The following is a 16,842-nucleotide window of genomic DNA, read 5'->3' as shown; positions in this document are numbered from 1 at the left end:
GCCGCCGAAAGGGGGGCGGGTGGGGGGAAACCCCCTACTCCCGGTGCACCTTCGTGTTGGACGCCTGCGCGCGCGGCCGCAGCACCAGCAGATCGACGTTCACGTGGGGCGGCCGGCTCACCGCCCACCCGATCGTGTCGGCCACGTCCTCCGCCGTCAGCGGCTGCGCGACCCCCTCGTACACCTTCGCCGCCCGCTCCGCGTCCCCGCCGAAGCGCGTTAGCGAGAACTCCTCCGTCCGCACCATGCCCGGCGCGATCTCGATGACCCGCACGGGCCGGCCGACGATCTCCAGCCGCAGCGTCTCGGCGAGCACGTGCGCCCCGTGCTTGGCGGCCACGTACCCGCCGCCGCCCTCGTACGTCGCGAGCGCGGCGGTCGAGGAGACCACGACCACCGTCCCGGCGCCGGAGGCGACCAGCGCCGGGAGCAGCGCCTGCGTCATGTGCAGCACGCCCAGCACGTTCACGTCGTACATGGCGCGCCAGTCCTCCGGGTCGCCCGCGGCGACGCTGTCCAGGCCGAAGGCGCCGCCGGCGTTGTTGATCAGCACGTCGCAGCGGTCGAGACCGGCGGCGAAGGCGTTCACCGCGTCCCGGTCGGTGACATCCAGCGTGCGCGGCTCGGCCTCGTGCCCGGCCCGCTTCAGCTCGTCCGCGACCGCGGCTATCCGCTCGGCGCGCCGCGCGGTGAGGACGACGCGGTAGCCCTCGGCGGCCAGCCGCCGGGCCGTGGCCGCCCCGATGCCGCTACTCGCGCCGGTCACGACGGCGACGGGCGCGACGGGTGCGTCAGGCGCGACGCCCGCGCTCACGCACGCCTCCCCAGCCGCCCCGCGAACTCCGTGGCCCAGTAGGTGAGGATCATGTCGGCTCCCGCCCGCTTGAACGCCGTGAGCGTCTCCTCGATGGCCCGGTCCCGGTCGATCCAGCCCTTCTCCGCGGCCGCCTCCACCATCGCGTACTCGCCGGAGATCTGGTACGCCGCCACCGGCACCGTCACGACGTCGGCGACGCGCCGCAGCACGTCCAGGTACGGCAGGCCGGGCTTGACCATCACCATGTCGGCGCCCTCGGCGAGGTCCAGCTCCAGCTCCCGCAGCGCCTCGCGCCCGTTGGCCGGGTCCTGCTGGTAGGTCTTGCGGTCGCCCTTCAGGGAGGAGTTGACCGCCTCGCGGAAGGGCCCGTAGAACGCCGAGGCGTACTTCGCGGTGTACGCCAGCAGCGCCACGTCCTGGTGCCCGGCCGCATCCAGCGCCCGCCGCACGTGCCCGACCTGGCCGTCCATCATGCCGCTGGGGCCCAGCACCTGGGCGCCCGCCTCGGCCTGGACGACCGCCATCTCGGCGTAGCGCTCCAGCGTGGCATCGTTGTCCACCCGCCCGCGCTCGTCGAGCACGCCGCAGTGCCCGTGGTCGGTGACCTCGTCCAGGCACAGGTCCGACATGATGACCAGCTCCTCGCCGACCTCGGCGCGCACGTCCCGCAGCGCGCGCTGCAGGATGCCGTCGGGGTCGGTGCCGGGCGAGCCGATGGCGTCCTTCTTCGCCTCCTCCGGCACGCCGAAGAGCATGATCCCGGCGATCCCGGCCTCGGCCGCCGTGGCCGCCGCCTTGCGCAGCGAGTCGCGGGTGTGCTGGACGACGCCCGGCATCGTCCCGATCGGCGCCGGCTCGGCGATGCCCTCGCGGACGAACGCCGGCAGGATCAGGTCGGCGGGGTGCAGCCGCGTCTCGGCCACCATGCGGCGCATCGCCGCGGTGGTGCGCAGCCGCCTCGGCCGCTCCGTCAGCTCGCTCACTGGGTTCGTGCCCTCCTGCGCTGGGAGCGCTTCTCGCTGGGTCGCTTGATCGCCTCGCCCGCCTCCAGCGCCGCCGCCCGCCGCTGGGCGCCGAACTGCGCCAGCGCCTCGGCCAGCTTCCGCACCGACGGCTCGGGCGCCACGACGTCCACCCGCAGGCCGTGCTCCTCGGCCATCCTGGCCGTCGCCGGGCCGATGCACGCCACCACGGTCACCGGGTGCGGCTTGCCGGCGATCCCGACGAGGTTCTTCACCGTCGAGGACGACGTGAACAGCACCGCGTCGAAGCCGCCGCCCTTGATCGCCTCGCGCGTCGCTGCCGGCGGCGGCGCGGCGCGCACCGTGCGGTAGGCGGTGACATCGTCCACCTCCCAGCCCAGCTCGACCAGGCCCGCCACCAGCGTCTCGGTGGCGATGTCGGCGCGCGGCAGGAAGACGCGGTCGATCGGGTCGAAGACCGGGTCGTAGGGCGGCCAGTCCTCCAGCAGCCCGGCGGCCGACTGCTCGCCGCTGGGCACCAGGTCGGGGCGTACGCCGAACTCCCGCAGCGCGCGGGCGGTCTGCTCGCCGACCGCCGCCACCTTGATCCCGGCGAAGGCCCGGGCGTCCAGGCCGTACTCCTCGAACTTCTCCCGGATGGCCTTGACGGCGTTGACCGAGGTGAACGCGATCCACTCGTACCGGCCGGTGACCAGCCCCTTGACGGCGCGGTCCATCTGCTGCGGGGTGCGCGGCGGCTCGACGGCGATGGTGGGCACCTCGCTGGGCACGGCGCCGTAGGAGCGGAGCTGCTCGGAGAGGGAGGCGGCCTGCTCCTTGGTGCGCGGCACCAGCACGCGCCAGCCGAAGAGCGGCTTGGACTCGAACCACGCCAGGCGGTCCCGCAGAGCGGGCGCGCTGCGCTCGCCGACGACGGCTATCACCTGCCTGCCGCCCTCCGGGGACGGCAGCACCTTGGCCGACTTCAGCGTCCGCTCCATGGTGCCGAGCGTCGCGGACCAGGTGCGCTGCCGGGTGGTGGTGCCGGCGACGGTGACCGACAGGGGGGTGTCGGGCTTGCGCCCGGCGGCGATGAGGCGGGCGGCGGTGAGGGTGACGGTCTCCAGGGTGGCGGAGACGACGACGGTGGCGTCGGATGCGCCGACCTCGGTCCAGCAGCGGTCGTCGGCGGCCCCGGCCTCCACGAACCGGACGTCGCCGCCCTCGGCGTCGCGCAGCGGCACGCCGGCGTAGGCGGCCACGCCCAGGGCGTTGGCGATGCCGGGCACGACGTCGAAGGTGATGCCCTCGGCGGCGAGGGCCAGCATGTCGGCGGTGGTGTCGGTGTCCATGCCGGGGTCGCCGGCGACGGCACGCACGACCCGCTTGCCGCGCAGCGCGGCCCGCATGACAAGATCGGCCGCGTCGGCGACGGCGTCGCCGACGAGCTGCGGTACGGCGTTCGCCTCGTCGGCGGCGGCCTCTGCCTCGGCGTCCGCCGCATCGGCGGCCTCTGCCTCGCCGTCCTCACCGGCCTCGCCGGCCGCCGCTTCGGCGTCCGTGGCCTCGGCGGCAGCGGCGGCCCGCTGCAGCGGCGTGTCCGTCCCGGGCCTGAGGTGGGTGCGTACCACCTCGTACGCCTCGGGGTCGGCGACCAGCACGTCGGCGCGGCGCAGCGCCTCGACGGCCCGCAGCGTCAGCAGTCCGGGATCTCCCGGACCGGCCCCGAGGAAGGTGACATGACCCAGCTCGCCAACGGACGGCTCCGGCTGCGGCGGCTGGGTGGAGGGCGTGGCGCGCGTACTGGGTACGCTACGTGCGGTGGTGGGGCTCACTGTGCTCGCTCCCCCATCAGACCGGCCGCGCCCTTGGCGAGCATCGCGTCGGCGAGCTCGCGGCCCAGCCGTTCGGCCTGGGCCACTGCCTCCCCGGCGGACGCCGGTACGCGACCGGTGGTGGACAGCTGCACCTGCGTCGAGCCGTCGGTGGTGCCGACGACGCCCCGCAGGCGCATTTCGGTGACATCCTGCCCGTCGTCCAGGTGGTCGGCGAGTGCCCCGACGGGGGCGCTGCACCCGGCCTCCAGGGCGGCGAGCAGGGATCGCTCGGCGGTCACGGCGGCCCGGGTGCGCGGGTCGTCGAGCGCGGCGAGCTGGGCGGCGAGGTCCGCGTGTGTCGCGGCGCACTCGACCGCCAGCGCCCCCTGGCCGGGGGCGGGCAGGACCAGGTCGGGCGAGAGGCGTTCGGTGATCTCCGCCTCCCTGCCGATGCGGTGCAGGCCGGCGACGGCGAGCACGACGGCGTCGAGCTCGCCGGAGCGCACGTATCCGAGTCTGGTGTCGACGTTGCCCCGGACCGGGACGGCCTCGATCTCGCAGCCGAGGGCGCGGGCCCAGGCGCTGAGCTGCGCCATGCGGCGCGGCGAGCCGGTGCCGACGCGGGCGCGGCCGGTCACCACCAGGCGTTCGAACGTCAGCCCGTCGCGGGCGACGAGCGCGTCCCGGGGGTCGGCGCGGGTCGGCACGGCGGCCAGGGCCAGCTCGGTCGGCTGCGCGGTGGGCAGGTCCTTCAGGGAGTGCACGGCGAGGTCGATCTCGTCGCGCAGCAGGGCGTCACGCAGCGCGGAGACGAACACCCCGGTGCCGCCGATGCGGGCCAGTGCCTCGCGGGAGACGTCGCCGTAGGTGGTGATCTCGACCAGCTCGACGGGCCGCCCGGTCAGCCGCCTGAGCTGTTCGGCGACGCCGGCGGACTGCGCCAGGGCGAGCTGGCTGCGCCGGGTGCCAAGCCGCAGGGGCTTCGGGCCGTTCATCATCGCTCCTGTTCCGGTGTACTCGGTGAACTTGGTGTACTCGGTGTGCTGAGGGCGGCGGTCTGCGCGGCGGTCTGCTGCCGCAGCTCCTGCGCGCCGTGCTGGGCGTCGAGGGCGAACAGCTCGCGCAGCGCCGCCGCGTAGTCGGCGCCGCCGGGCTCGCCCGCCAGCTCCTTGACGCGGACGGTCGGCGCGTGCAGCAGCTTGTCCACCACACGCCGCACGGTACGGGTGATCTCGGCTCGCTGCTTCTCGTCGAGCCCGGGCAGCCGCCCGTGCAGCCGGGCCAGCTCGCTGGCCACGACGTCGGCGGCCATGGAGCGCAGCGCCACCACGGTCGGCGCGATCTGCGCGGCCTGCTGCGCCGCCTCGAACGCCGCCACCTCGTCGGCGACGATCTGCTCGACGGCCTCGACGTCGGCGGCCATGGGCGCGTCGGCCGCCGCCCCGGCCAGCGACTCGATGTCGGCCAGCCGTACGCCGTCGAGCCGGCGCACGGCAGCGTCCACGTCGCGCGGCATCGCCAGGTCCAGCACGGCCAGCGTCCGCCCCGCCCGCGCGGTGGGGGTGGCGGCTGCGCCGGCCCACGGCCCGGCGCCGTCCTGCGGCAGGGGCGTGACGCGGGCGCCCGCCTTCGCCTCATCGGCGGTGCCGCCAACCGGCGAACGCGCCGCTTCCCCGCCGGCACGGAGACGGCCGGAGCCGGCGTCCGCCACGGCCACGTCCACGCCCGGCGCCGAGGCACCAGCGCCGGCCACGGCCCGACCGGAACCGCCGGAGCCGGCGTCCGCCACAGCCGCGTCCACGCCCGGCGCCAAGGCACCCGAGCCCGAACCGCCAGAGGCGCTGTCCGACGCCTCCATACCCGGCTCCGCTGTCGTCCTGCCCACACCGCCGAAGGCTTCCTCCGGTGCCGCCGCGTCCGCGCGTGCCCGAGGATCCGTCGCCCCGGCAGGGGCCTCGCGCGTAGCGCCGAGCCCGGCCCCTGCCGGGCCGGGGCGATGCTGCGGCGCACCCGCGGGCGCACCGCCGCCGCGGGCCGCACGGCCGACGCCGCCGACGCCGCCGACGCCGTCACCGTCCCACACCCCGGCGCCCACTTCGCGCGTAGCGCGTTCGGCGCCGGCGCCGGCGGCGAACGCCGCGCGGCCCGCCCGGCCAGGGCTCGTGCGGGTGAGCGCGGCACGCTCCGTCAGGGCACTGGCCACCGCCTCCGCCGTCAGCACGGTGCCCGCCGAGCCCGTGCAGGAGATGACGAGGTCGGCGAGGGCGAGTTCGGCGGCGATGGAGATGGCGTTGATCGGCACGGCGCGGGCGCGCGGGCGCGCGGGCGCGGGGTTGCCGCCGTCGAGGGAGGCGGCGAGGCGTTCGGCGCGCTCCAGCGTCCGGTTGGCGATCACCAGTTCGGCGACGCCGGCCCGGGCGAGGACCGTGGCGGCCAGCGAGGACATCGAGCCCGCGCCGATCACCAGGGCCCGCTTGCCCGCCAGCCACGGCCCGACCTCCGGCTGGCCCACCTGCGCGGCGAGCTGTTCGAGGCCGAAGGTGACCAGCGACCGGCCCGCCCGGTCGATGCCGGTCTCGCTGTGGGCGCGCTTGCCGACCCGCAGCGCGTGCTGGAACAGCTCGTTCAGCAGGCGCCCGGCGGTCTGCTCGTCCTGGGCGAGCGCCAGCGCCTCCTTGATCTGCCCGAGGATCTGGCCCTCGCCGACGACCATCGAGTCCAGGCCGCACGCCACCGAGAACAGGTGCTGGACGGCGCGGTCCTCGTAGTGCACGTAGAGGTAGGGGGCCAGCTCCTCGCGCCGCACCGAGCCGTGGCGCGGCAGCAGCGCGGACAGCTCGGCGAGCCCGGCGTGGAAGCCGTCCACGTCGGCGTAGAGCTCGATGCGGTTGCAGGTGGCCAGCACCGCCGCCGACTGCACCGGCTCCCGGCCGACCATGTCCCGCAGCAGCGCCACGCGGGCGGCGGGGGTGAGGGAGGCGCGCTCCAGCAGGCTGACGGGGGCATTGCGGTGGCTGATGCCGACTACCAGCAGGGTCATGCCGGCATCACCGCCGGGATGTCGCCCTCCGAGCCGTCGTCGCGGCGCCCCTGTACGCGCCCGCGCGCCGCGCCCGCGCCCGGGCCGTGCTCGGTGATCGCCGCGGTCGAGGGCTCGGCGGACGGCGCCGGCCCGGCGCCGGTCTCCGCCGCGCCCGGCGGCCCGGCGGGCGCGGACGCCGGCACCCGTCCGCCGCGCGGCGCGCGGCGCGAGTCCCCGGCGGGGTCGTGCGCCGCCTCCTGCGACAGGGCCTCCGCGGCCTTGCGCTGCTCGTGGAAGGCGAGGATCTGCAGTTCGATGGAGAGGTCGACCTTGCGCACGTCGACGCCCTCCGGCACCGACAGCACGGTCGGCGCGAAGTTCAGGATGGAGGTGACCCCGGCCGCCACCAGCCGGTCGCAGACCTGCTGGGCCGCGCCGCCGGGCGTGGTGATGACGCCGATGGAGACGCCGCTCGACTCGATGATGGCCTCCAGGTCGTCCACGTGCTGGACGGGGATGCCCGCGACCTGCTTGCCGGTCATGGTCGGGTCCGCGTCGATCAACGCCGCCACGCGGAAGCCGCGGGAGGCGAAGCCGCCGTAGTTGGCCAGGGCGGCGCCGAGGTTACCGATACCGACGATCACGACGGGCCAGTCCTGGGTGAGACCCAGCTCGCGGGAGATCTGGTAGACGAGGTACTCCACGTCGTAGCCGACGCCGCGCGTGCCGTAGCTGCCGAGGTAGGAGAAGTCCTTGCGGAGCTTCGCGGAGTTGACTCCGGCGGCGGCGGCGAGCTCTTCGGAGGAGACCGTGGGCACCGAGCGCTCGGAGAGCGCGGTGAGCGCCCGCAGATACAGGGGAAGCCGGGCGACGGTCGCCTCGGGAATCCCTCGGCTCCGGGTCGCCGGTCGGTGGTTTCGGCCAGTTGCCACAGTGCTCCTGCCGGTCGGGCCATGCGGAGAGCGGTCACGCGCCACGCCCGACGCCCCGCATGCGCCGGGACCGCTCCGTCGCGCCCAGGCTATGTCTTTGTGAACGCGTGCACAAAGATGCTGTCCGCTTTGTCCGGCCAAAGTGACCGGTGCCACAAACGTCAACGAGGACACCCGGTCACACTCCTCACGTATATACACCCGCGCGGAAAACCACGGAAAAAACGACCTCGAATGCTAATCCAAATCGGGTCAAGCTCCCAGCGCTCGGCGCAGCCGCCCGGGATCCACGCGCCAGAAGTCGTGCTGCGCGCCATCGACGAGGACCACCGGAATCTGCTCCCAGTAGCGCCGGTGCAGCTCGGGGTCGGTGGTGATGTCCCTCTCCTCCCAGGCCGCCCCGAGCTCGGCACACACCTCGGCGACCACGGCCCGCGCGTCGTCGCACAGGTGGCAGCCGGGCTTGCCGATGAGCGTCACTTGCCGCCCGGCGCCGGGCTGGGCAGGGGCGCTGGGCGCGGCGTTCGTCGTCCTACTACGGCTGCGTGGGGTGGCGCGACGTGAGGCGCGCAGCGGCGGCGTCATAGCGCCCATTGTGCCGCGCATGGCTACCCGCGCGACATTCCCGCGCAACCGGGGCTTGGGACCGGCCTGGTTATCCTCAAGTCATGCCTCGAGCCGGCGCTCCAGCGCGGAACACCTCCGGCGATCCGACCGGTACGCCCTCCCGCCTGCGCTGGCTCACCCCGCGCAGGCGCTCCGGCACCGAGCGGAGCGAGCGGAGCGAGGAGCGGTCCCGGCACCTTCTCGCGGGCCAGGCCTCGGCCGAGGCGGCGCTGCGGGCGGCGGCGGAAGCCGCGGAGGCAGAGGCGGCCGAGGCAGAGGCGGAGGCCGGGACCCGGGCCGGGCAGGGCCCCGGGGAGGAGCCGGAGTTTCCCGTCCCCGGCGACACCAGGGCCGCGGCCTTCTTCGACCTCGACAACACCGTGATGCGGGGCGCGACCGTCTTCCACTTCAGCCGGGGCCTGTACAAGCGGAAGTTCTTCCGCAAGCGCGACCTGCTGCGCTTCGCCTGGCAGCAGGCGTACTTCCGGCTGATGGGCGACGAGCACGCCGGGCACATGCAGGACGCCCAGGACAGCGCCCTGTCCATCGTGCGCGGCCACCGGGTCGCCGAGCTGATGGCGATCGGCGAGGAGATCTACGACGAGTACCTGGCGGCCCGCATCTGGTCCGGCACACGGGCGTTGGCCCAGGCGCACCTGGACGCGGGCCAGCGGGTGTGGCTGGTGACGGCCGCGCCGGTGGAGACCGCCACGATCATCGCCCGGCGGCTGGGGCTGACGGGCGCGCTCGGCACGGTCGCCGAGTCGGTGGGCGGCGTATACACGGGGCGGCTGGTCGGAGAGATCCTGCACGGCCCGGCGAAGGCGGTGGCCGTGCGGGCGCTCGCGGAGTCCGAGGGCCTGGACCTGGCGCGCTGCGCGGCGTACAGCGACTCCTCCAACGACATCCCGATGCTCTCGCTCGTGGGCTTTCCCTACGCGATCAACCCGGACAGCAAGCTGCGCGCCCACGCCCGGGAGATGGGCTGGCGGCTGCGCGACTACCGCACCGGCCGCAAGGCGGTCCGGGTCGGCGTGCCGGCGGCGGCGGGCGCGGGCGCCGTGGTCGGCGGCGCGGCGGCCGCGTTCGCGCTGCAACGCCGGCGCCGCTGAGCCACCGGCCATCCAACTCCTTTACCCCGTCCGTCGGGTGCCCAGACCTGCCATCGGCGGGTCTCCCACCATCGATCGACGCAGCGATCAAACTCTGTCTCCTGATGAGCAAATCTGATCATTTTGCGATCACTTTGACCGTGGCGTAAGCCTGGCGCGCCGACCACAACGGGTAACAGATCAAACCTATTCGGCGATTTTCGCAACTAGGCGTAGCACCGTCAGTACGAAGCGTTATTCTCCTCAGACGCGCCAACAGACGCGTTCCCGGTCCCCACGCGTCGCCACCCAGGTGACGGGTGACGGGCCCGCCACTGCACGTGTTGGAAGCTCTGCCTCTGGGAGTCCCGTGTACCCACACGTCGGGGTTGACGCCTCGGGCCTGGCTACGCTGCGCACCACGGTCATCGACCGGCTGCGCACCCTCGTCCCCACCGCGTACGCCACCCCCACCCTCGCCACACCTGTCCCACCCGTTCCGCCCGTTCCACCTGTCGCCACGGGTCCCGCCTACGCCCTGGCCGACGGCACCACCACCGCAGACGCCGCCACCGACCGGGTTGGTTCCCCGGCCGCGGCCACGCGGTCCGCCGCCGGCACGTCCACCGCCACCACCGCGGCCACCACCCGCACCACCCCCGCCACCCGCTCCGGTTCCGCGACGGCCACCGACAGCCGCCGGATGATGGACCTCGTCGAGCGGGCCCAGAACGGCGAGGCCGAGGCGTTCGGCTGCCTCTACGACCACTACTCCGACACCGTCTACCGCTACATCTACTACCGCGTCGGCGGCCGGGCCACGGCCGAAGACCTCACCAGCGAGACGTTCCTGCGCGCGCTGCGCCGCATCGGCACCTTCACCTGGCAGGGCCGCGACTTCGGCGCCTGGCTCGTCACCATCGCCCGGAACCTGGTGGCCGACCACTTCAAGTCCAGCCGCTTCCGGCTGGAGGTCACCACCGGCGAGATGCTCGACGCCAACGAGGTGGAACGCAGCCCCGAGGACTCCGTGCTGGAGTCCCTGGCCAACTCCGCCCTCCTGGAGGCCGTCCGCAAGCTCAACCCCCAGCAGCAGGAGTGCGTGACGCTACGCTTCCTCCAGGGCCTGTCGGTCGCCGAGACCGCCCGCGTCATGGGAAAGAACGAGGGCGCCATCAAGACCCTCCAGTACCGCGCGGTCCGCACCCTGGCCCGCCTGCTCCCCGACGACGCCCGATGAGCGAGCCGATACGCGTCCGAACACCGCTGCCTGAGAACGCTTGGTGAAGGACCGACGCCAATCAGTCACATTATCAGCCAGCCGTAACCCGAGTGCCCGTCCACTCGTTGTCGGGTTCGCAGGCTCTTCACGGCCGTGTCCCGCCCTCCGCAGCACCCCTCGCGGGACGACGCCGTGACAGGCCGTCGACCGTGCTGACGAGAGGAGGTGCCGCCCGTGATCGGATCCGCATCGACCAGCCGCCGGGCACACGCCTTCGCCCAGCTCCTCGACGACGAGGAGGCGGCGGAGGGTCCGGTGGCCGGGTTGGTTGACGCGCCAACCGCCGCCGCGCTGTCGGTGGCGCGCCAGCTGGCCGCCCTGCCTCGGCCGGCGTTGAGCGCCGAGACGCGCTCGGCCCAGCGTGCCCGGCTCACGGCCGCCGCCGAGGCCGTCCACGCCCCCTCCTCGCCCGCCTCCTCGTCCGCCTCCACCCCCACCGCAGCCCTCGAGGCACCGCCGCCCCTGCCCGAGCAGCGCCAACGCCGCCGCAGGCCCGCCCGCGGCCTGCACCGGGCCGTCCCCGTCGCCGCCTTCGGCCGCCTCCGCCCCAGGACGCGCCTGTCGAAGGGGCTCGCCGCCAGCGGCCTGACCATGGGCGTGGCCGCCGGCGCCCTCGGCGGCGTCGCCGCCGCCAGCACCGACGCCCTGCCCGGCGACACGCTCTACGGCCTCAAGCGCGGGATGGAGGACCTGCGCCTCGACTTCGCAGGCAACGACGTCGACCGCGGCGGGGTCTATCTCGACCGCGCCGCCACCCGGCTGAACGAGGCCCGCCGCCTCATGGAGCGCGCCCGCGCCGGAGGGCTCGACGCCGACGACATCGACGAGGTACACCGCGCCCTGTCGAGCATGCGCGACGACGCCGCCGAGGGGCACCGCCTGCTCAGCGGGGCGTACGAGTCGGACGGCTCACTCGCCGCCCTGCGCGCACTTTCCGCCTTCACCGAGAACCACGCCGACACCTGGGGGCAGCTGCGCCCGCAGCTCCCCGCCGAGCTGCACGAGATCAGCGCGGAGATCAGCGGCATCTTCGACGCCATACAGCGCGACATCCTCCCGCTCCAGCCGCTGCCGTCGCAGGAGCCGGAGGCCACCGCCACGCCCGACGCCCCCGCCGGGCCCGGCATCGCCGGCACCGCCCCGACCACCGACCCCTCCGCCTCGCCGACCCGCAGCCCGGCCACCGCCCCCGCCAGCACGCCCGCCGCCGACCCGACCGGCACCCCCGAGGGCGCGGGCCGCGGCACCGGCTCGGCGAGCCCGCACCCCACCCGCCAGCACGACGACGGCGGCCTGCTCGAGGGCACCGGCCTCCTCCCCACCTCCCCCATCGGCGAGACCGCACCCGACACCGGCACCATCGCCCCGTCCTCCTCCCAGCAGGGCGGCGCCCTCCCCGCGCCCGACGTCACCATCCCGCCCCTGGTCGACGATCTCCTCCCCAAGCTGGGCCTGGACGTCCCCGAGGGCGACTGAGGCAACGGAGGAGCAACAGAGGCGGGAGAGGCGGGAGCTCAGAAGAACACCGAACGCCGCGCCACCAGCAGCTCGTACAGCGTGTGCTGGATCGTCTCCCGCACCTGGTCGGTGAGCTGGAACATCAGCATCGGATCCTCCGCCGCCTCCGGCGCCAGGTCCCCCGTCCCGATCGGCTCGCCGAACTGGATCGTCCACTTCGTCGGCAGCGGCACCGCCCCCAGCGGCCCCAGCCACGGGAACGTCGGCGTCAGCGGAAAGTACGGCAGGCCCAGCATCCGCGCCAGCATCCGCGAGTTGCCGAGCATCGGATAGATCTCCTCGGCGCCCACGATCGAGCACGGCACGATCGGCACCCGCGCCCGCAGCGCCGTCGCCACGAAGCCGCCGCGCCCGAACCGCTGAAGCTTGTACCGCTCCGCGAACGGCTTCCCGATCCCCTTGAAGCCCTCCGGCATCACGCCCACCAGCTCGCCGCGCTCCAGCAGCTCCAGGGCGTCCTCCGCACACGCCAGCGTGTGCCCGGCCTTGCGCGCCAGCTCGTTGATCACCGGCATCCGGAACACCAGGTCGGCGGCGAGCAGCCGCAGATGCCGGTCGGCCGGGTGCCGGTCGCGGATCGCGAGCTGCAGCATCAGCCCGTCCCAGGGCAGCGTCCCGGAGTGGTTGGCGACGATGAGCGCGCCGCCCTCCGCCGGGACGTGCTCCACGCCCCGCACCTCGACGCGGAAGTACCGCTCGAAGAGCGGCCGCAGCAGCGTCAGCAGCACCTCGTCGGTCAGGTCACGGTCGAAGCCGAAGTCGTCCACCTCGTAGTCGCCGGTCAGGCGCCGCCGCAGGAACGCCAGCCCGCGCGCCACCGCCTGGTCCACGCCGCCGCCCCCCGCCGCCGGCGCCTCCTCCTCAGCCTCCTTTTCGCGAGGAGGCTCCTCACCCCGCCCGTCCCGCGGCCCCGGAATGCCCTTCCCGGCCTTCCCCGCCTTCTCTCCCCGGGGATCGCCGAACGGTATGACCTTCGCGTCAGCCACGGCGCAACGCCTCCTCGATCCGGTCAACGCCCCGGGCCAGCGCCGTGGGCGGCAGCAGCCCGGGGCCGTGAGCGGCGGCGAAGTCCGCGAACGCCTCGGCCGTCGAGTACTCCAGCGGCCGCCCCAACGCCTCCCGCAGCCGGCCGGTCCGCACCACCCGCCCGTGGACCAGCGAGCGCAGCTGCTCGGCGGAGATCCCGTTCACTCCGAGCGCCCGCAGCCCCGAGCCGAGCCAGGCCGCCAGCGGCGGCAGCACGGGAACCATCGGCCGCCCCAGCCGCCGCGCCGCCTGCGACAGCGCCAGTACGCCGTCCCCCGCCACGTTGAAGGTGCCCGCCGTCAGCCCTCCGGCCCGGTCGGGCGCGGACACCGCCCGCCCCAGCACCTCCAGCACGTCGTCCTCGTGAATGAACTGCAGCCGCGGGTCGTAGCCCACCAGCGTCGGCAGCACCGGCAGCCGCAAGTACGCGGCCATCTGCGACTCGGCGAGCGGCCCGAGGATGTGCGCGAAGCGCAGCACGGTCACCGCCACGTCCGGGCGCCGCCGCGCGAAGCCGCGCACGTACTCCTCGATCTCGGCGACGTCCCGGGCGAACCCGGTGGCGACCACCGACGGCGTCGGCGGCGTACCCTCTCCGAAGACCGCCGGGTCACGGGGGCCCCCGCCGTAGATCGCGGTGCTCGACCGGACGATCACGCGGCTCAGCCCGGGTATCCGCTGGCAGGCGCCGAGCAGCTGCAGCGTGCCCAGCACGTTGACTTCCTTCACGCCGTACCGCCCGCCGCCGCCCGGGGTCGCGGGGGTGTCGTGGACGTCGAGGTGCACCACCGTGTCGACGGAGTGCTCCGCGAGCACCGCGGCGATGGCGGGCTTGCGGATGTCGGCGCGAACGAACTCCGCCTCGCCCAGCGAGCGTACGGGCGGCCTCGCGTCCACGGCGACGACCCGGCCCACCTCCGGTTCCCGCTGGATGTGCCGGACGAACCGCCCGCCTAGCTGCCGGGCGGCACCGGTGACGAGGACGGTCTTGCCCACGAGTCTCCACTGCCCACTGTGCTGCGCACTGCGCCGCGTGGGGATACCTCCCAGGCCCTCAGGGCCCGGGAGAGCGTCGGCCCTCCCGCCATGCGGGGCGGGAGGGCCTCAACGCCGCTCGATCACTTCTTGTTGCGACGCTGCACGCGCGTGCGCTTCAGCAGCTTGCGGTGCTTCTTCTTCGCCATCCGCTTGCGCCGCTTCTTGATGACAGAGCCCACGACTACCCTCGCTCACTTCGATCACTCGGTGCGGGGCGTCCGAGCCCACACGACCTACATGCGGGTCAGCCTACCGGTCACCGAGTGGTACCGGTTAATCGAGGGGCGCCAGGGGCTCTGCTCATACGACGCTCATGCGACCGCGCTCGTCGCTCGCTTACTTCGCCCTGTTCTGCTGGGTCACGCGCTCTCCGCACCCACGAACGATTCCCGGAGGTACTCGTGGACGGCCTGCTCCGGCACTCGGAACGACCGGCCCACCCGGATCGCGGGCAGATGACCGGCGTGCACCAGCCGGTACACGGTCATCTTGGACACTCGCATCACCGCGGCGACCTCCGCCACGGTCAGGAACTTCGCCTCGCTCAGAAGCCTTTCACCAGCAGCCATGTCACACACCTGACCTTCCGCACATGTCGGACACCGGCTTCCCCTCCGGTGACTCCCTCTCGCATGTGCGCTCCTCCCCAGATTAGGGGCGGGTGATGCGAGTGGGGAAGAGGTGCTCCAACCGGTCTTTTACTACAACCAGCCATTTACCGTGACAGACGAGCCCCTTTGAGCACATAGCACACGCGCGGGACGTACGCGCTCGGTGACGGTCGCCTCGCTCTGCGTCGGCCACGGGCACCCCTGCATGACCCTGCCCTCCGCCGGCCCGGCGAACACCGCAGGATCACAGGTATCGGTATGCCTCAGATCTACATACCCAGTTGACCTGCGCCGCAAAGCAGACGACGCGATCGGCGAGGAGACGCCCCGTCACCTGCCCTCTCGTCAAGTGCCGGGCGCCAACAGGTGTGGTGAATGCCCGTGAGCACAGGGTGCAAAGCCCAGGAAAAACCTGTCCGGATCCCGTGCCTCTTCGGCGCCCGTCTGTCCGGCGTCGTAGACAGAATCGGGTCGTTATGTCGATACGCCAGCACCCTGCTTGGACCAGGGAAGGACGAGCGGGCCGGAGACGGGCGTGGGCAAGGTGGCGTAGCGGGTCCGGAAGCTCACAGCTCAGGGCAGCAGGCCGTGCGTGGGGTAGACCGCGCGGCGCGTGGCGAGGACCGCCTGATCGACGGCGTCACCCGGATCGTAGCCCTCCTCCCAGTGCCGCCAGCTCGGCTCCACTCCGTCCGTCATCCGCTGCGGCCCGGCCTGCCGCGTCAGGGCGTAGACGCTGCGCGAAAACTCCTCGGGGACGGGCGTCTCGGGCGCGATCGGCGCGTGGGCCGCGATCGCCACCACGTGCGTCCACGTGCGCGGGACGACATCGACCACCGCGTAGCCGCCGCCCCCCAACGCAAGCCAGCGGCCCCGGGCGTACTCGTGCGCCCAGCCGTGAGCCGCCTCGGCCGCCGCCCGCTGCGCGTCCACGCTCAACGCCAGGTGCGCCAGCGGATCGTCCACGTGCGTGTCGGCCCCGTGCTGGGTCACCAGCGCCTCGGGCGCGAAGTCCGCCAGGAGCTCCGGCACGACGGCGTGCAGCGCCCGCAGCCACGCGGCGTCCGCCGTCCCCGGCGGCAGCGCGAGGTTCACCGCGCTGCCGGGCGCCTCGGCCCCGCCGCTCTCGACGGGCCGGCCCGTGCCGGGGAAGAGCGTGCGCGGATCCTCGTGCAGGGAGATCGTGAGCACCCGGGGATCGTTCCAGAACGCCGCCTGCACGCCGTCGCCGTGGTGCACGTCGAGATCCAGGTACGCCACGCGCCGCGCGCCCAGCTCCAGCAGGCGGGCGATGGCGAGAGCCGCGTCGTTGTAGACGCAGAAGCCGGAGGCGGCGCCGGGCATGGCGTGGTGCAGCCCTCCGGAGAAGTTGACGGCGTGCGCCCCTCCCTCGCCGCTCGTGCCGCTCCAGATGAACTCGGCGCCCCCGACCGACTGTCCGGCGATGAGCGCGGACACCTCGTGCATCCCCTCGAACACCGGCGTGTCCGGGGTGCCGAGGCCGCGCAGCACGTCGGCCCCGCCGGGATCCTGCGAGGCCCGCCGCACGGCCTGGACGTAGTCGGGCTCGTGAACGAGCCCGAGCACCGACTCGTCGGCGGGCTTCGCGGCGGCAACCTCGATCCGCTTGTCGAGGCCGAACGCCTCCACCAGCCGCATCGTGAGTCTGAGCCGCACGGGGTCCATGGGATGCCCCGGCCCGAAGTCGTACCCGGTAACCCCGCCGTCCCACATCAGGCGTGCGCCGTCACTCACACTCATAACGGCCACGGTAGCGGAGCGCCCGCACAAAACAGGCAGGGCCCGTTGGGTAATCCCAACGAGCCCTGCCCCTCTACGTTTTGTCCGGCGGTGTCCTACTCTCCCACACGGTCCCCCATGCAGTACCATCGGCGCTGGGAGGCTTAGCTTCCGGGTTCGGAAAGTAACCGGGCGTTTCCCTCCCGCCATGACCACCGGCACAAATCTCGTGCCATGTCATCGGTCAGAAAGTTCATAGTGGACGCGAGCATCTGCGGACAAGCCCTCGGCCTATTAGTACCCGTCAGCTCCACCCATCACTGGGCTTCCACCTCAGGCCTATCAACCCGGTCGTCTCCCGGGGGCCTTACCCCCTCAAA

General features: G+C 73.6%; 15 protein-coding genes and 1 rRNA gene. 3 read left to right on the top strand and 13 right to left on the bottom strand.

Going from position 1 to position 16,842, the window contains the following annotated elements; genetic code table 11:
• Positions 1-34: 34 nt before the first annotated feature.
• The 7 genes from ACTWQH_RS22705 to ACTWQH_RS22675 all read right to left on the bottom strand — a co-directional run bounded on the left by ACTWQH_RS22705 (position 35) and on the right by ACTWQH_RS22675 (position 8,144).
• Positions 35-814, bottom strand: a complete 780-nt coding sequence (locus ACTWQH_RS22705) for an SDR family NAD(P)-dependent oxidoreductase (RefSeq protein WP_443288537.1) — start codon at positions 812-814, stop codon at positions 35-37.
• A complete protein-coding gene (gene hemB / locus ACTWQH_RS22700) occupies positions 811-1,800 on the bottom strand; it encodes a porphobilinogen synthase (RefSeq protein ID WP_443288536.1) in 990 nt (329 codons plus the stop codon). Before hemB ends, ACTWQH_RS22705 begins: the two co-directional genes overlap by 4 nt.
• Complete coding sequence (locus tag ACTWQH_RS22695; RefSeq protein WP_443288535.1) at positions 1,797-3,614, bottom strand: uroporphyrinogen-III synthase; 1,818 nt, start codon at positions 3,612-3,614, stop codon at positions 1,797-1,799. The genes hemB and ACTWQH_RS22695 overlap by 4 nt, the downstream gene beginning before the upstream one ends.
• Complete coding sequence (gene hemC / locus ACTWQH_RS22690; protein WP_443288534.1) at positions 3,611-4,591, bottom strand: hydroxymethylbilane synthase; 981 nt, start codon at positions 4,589-4,591, stop codon at positions 3,611-3,613. The genes ACTWQH_RS22695 and hemC overlap by 4 nt, the downstream gene beginning before the upstream one ends.
• Complete coding sequence (locus ACTWQH_RS22685; protein ID WP_443288532.1) at positions 4,591-6,636, bottom strand: glutamyl-tRNA reductase; 2,046 nt, start codon at positions 6,634-6,636, stop codon at positions 4,591-4,593. The genes hemC and ACTWQH_RS22685 overlap by 1 nt, the downstream gene beginning before the upstream one ends.
• Positions 6,633-7,550, bottom strand: a complete 918-nt coding sequence (locus tag ACTWQH_RS22680) for a redox-sensing transcriptional repressor Rex (RefSeq protein ID WP_443288531.1) — start codon at positions 7,548-7,550, stop codon at positions 6,633-6,635. Before ACTWQH_RS22680 ends, ACTWQH_RS22685 begins: the two co-directional genes overlap by 4 nt.
• A gap of 252 nt (positions 7,551-7,802) precedes the next feature.
• Positions 7,803-8,144 (bottom strand): glutaredoxin family protein, encoded by a 342-nt coding sequence (locus ACTWQH_RS22675; protein WP_443288530.1) that lies wholly within the window; start codon positions 8,142-8,144, stop codon positions 7,803-7,805.
• Positions 8,145-8,218: 74 nt separating this feature from the next.
• Here ACTWQH_RS22675 and ACTWQH_RS22670 point away from each other — a divergent pair, with 74 nt between their 5' ends.
• From ACTWQH_RS22670 to ACTWQH_RS22660, 3 genes are all read left to right on the top strand, one after another.
• Positions 8,219-9,268, top strand: coding sequence for an HAD family hydrolase (locus ACTWQH_RS22670; RefSeq protein WP_443288529.1), 1,050 nt, complete (start codon positions 8,219-8,221; stop codon positions 9,266-9,268).
• Positions 9,269-9,617: 349 nt separating this feature from the next.
• Positions 9,618-10,487, top strand: coding sequence for an ECF subfamily RNA polymerase sigma factor, BldN family (locus ACTWQH_RS22665; RefSeq protein WP_443288528.1), 870 nt, complete (start codon positions 9,618-9,620; stop codon positions 10,485-10,487).
• A gap of 216 nt (positions 10,488-10,703) precedes the next feature.
• Entirely contained in the window at positions 10,704-12,005 is a 1,302-nt protein-coding gene (locus ACTWQH_RS22660; protein WP_443288527.1) for a DUF5667 domain-containing protein, read from the top strand.
• Between the two features lie 38 nt (positions 12,006-12,043).
• Here the strand turns inward: ACTWQH_RS22660 and ACTWQH_RS22655 are convergent, their stop codons facing one another.
• From ACTWQH_RS22655 to rrf, 6 genes are all read right to left on the bottom strand, one after another.
• The gene (locus ACTWQH_RS22655; RefSeq protein ID WP_443288526.1) at positions 12,044-13,033 is read right to left on the bottom strand and encodes a lysophospholipid acyltransferase family protein; all 990 of its coding nucleotides are present in this window, start codon (positions 13,031-13,033) and stop codon (positions 12,044-12,046) included.
• Positions 13,026-14,069: an NAD-dependent epimerase/dehydratase family protein gene (locus ACTWQH_RS22650; RefSeq protein WP_443288525.1), complete on the bottom strand. Its 1,044-nt coding sequence runs from the start codon at positions 14,067-14,069 to the stop codon at positions 13,026-13,028. Before ACTWQH_RS22650 ends, ACTWQH_RS22655 begins: the two co-directional genes overlap by 8 nt.
• Positions 14,070-14,191: 122 nt before the next feature.
• On the bottom strand, positions 14,192-14,290 hold the full coding sequence (locus ACTWQH_RS22645; RefSeq protein WP_003948845.1) for a 30S ribosomal protein bS22: 99 nt from the start codon (positions 14,288-14,290) through the stop codon (positions 14,192-14,194).
• Between the two features lie 180 nt (positions 14,291-14,470).
• A complete protein-coding gene (locus tag ACTWQH_RS22640) occupies positions 14,471-14,680 on the bottom strand; it encodes a helix-turn-helix domain-containing protein (protein WP_093841768.1) in 210 nt (69 codons plus the stop codon).
• Between the two features lie 615 nt (positions 14,681-15,295).
• Positions 15,296-16,456, bottom strand: a complete 1,161-nt coding sequence (locus tag ACTWQH_RS22635; RefSeq protein WP_443288584.1) for an acetoin utilization protein AcuC — start codon at positions 16,454-16,456, stop codon at positions 15,296-15,298.
• 109 nt (positions 16,457-16,565) lie between these two features.
• Positions 16,566-16,682: ribosomal RNA gene (gene rrf / locus ACTWQH_RS22630) — 5S ribosomal RNA — on the bottom strand.
• Positions 16,683-16,842: the final 160 nt, after the last annotated feature.

Origin of the sequence: Streptomyces sp. 6N223, assembly GCF_052246635.1 — a bacterium.
Classification (GTDB): Bacteria; Actinomycetota; Actinomycetes; order Streptomycetales; family Streptomycetaceae; genus Streptomyces.
The sequence above is the reverse complement of the archived record's forward strand: the minus strand, read 5'-3'. Positions and strand labels throughout refer to the sequence as shown.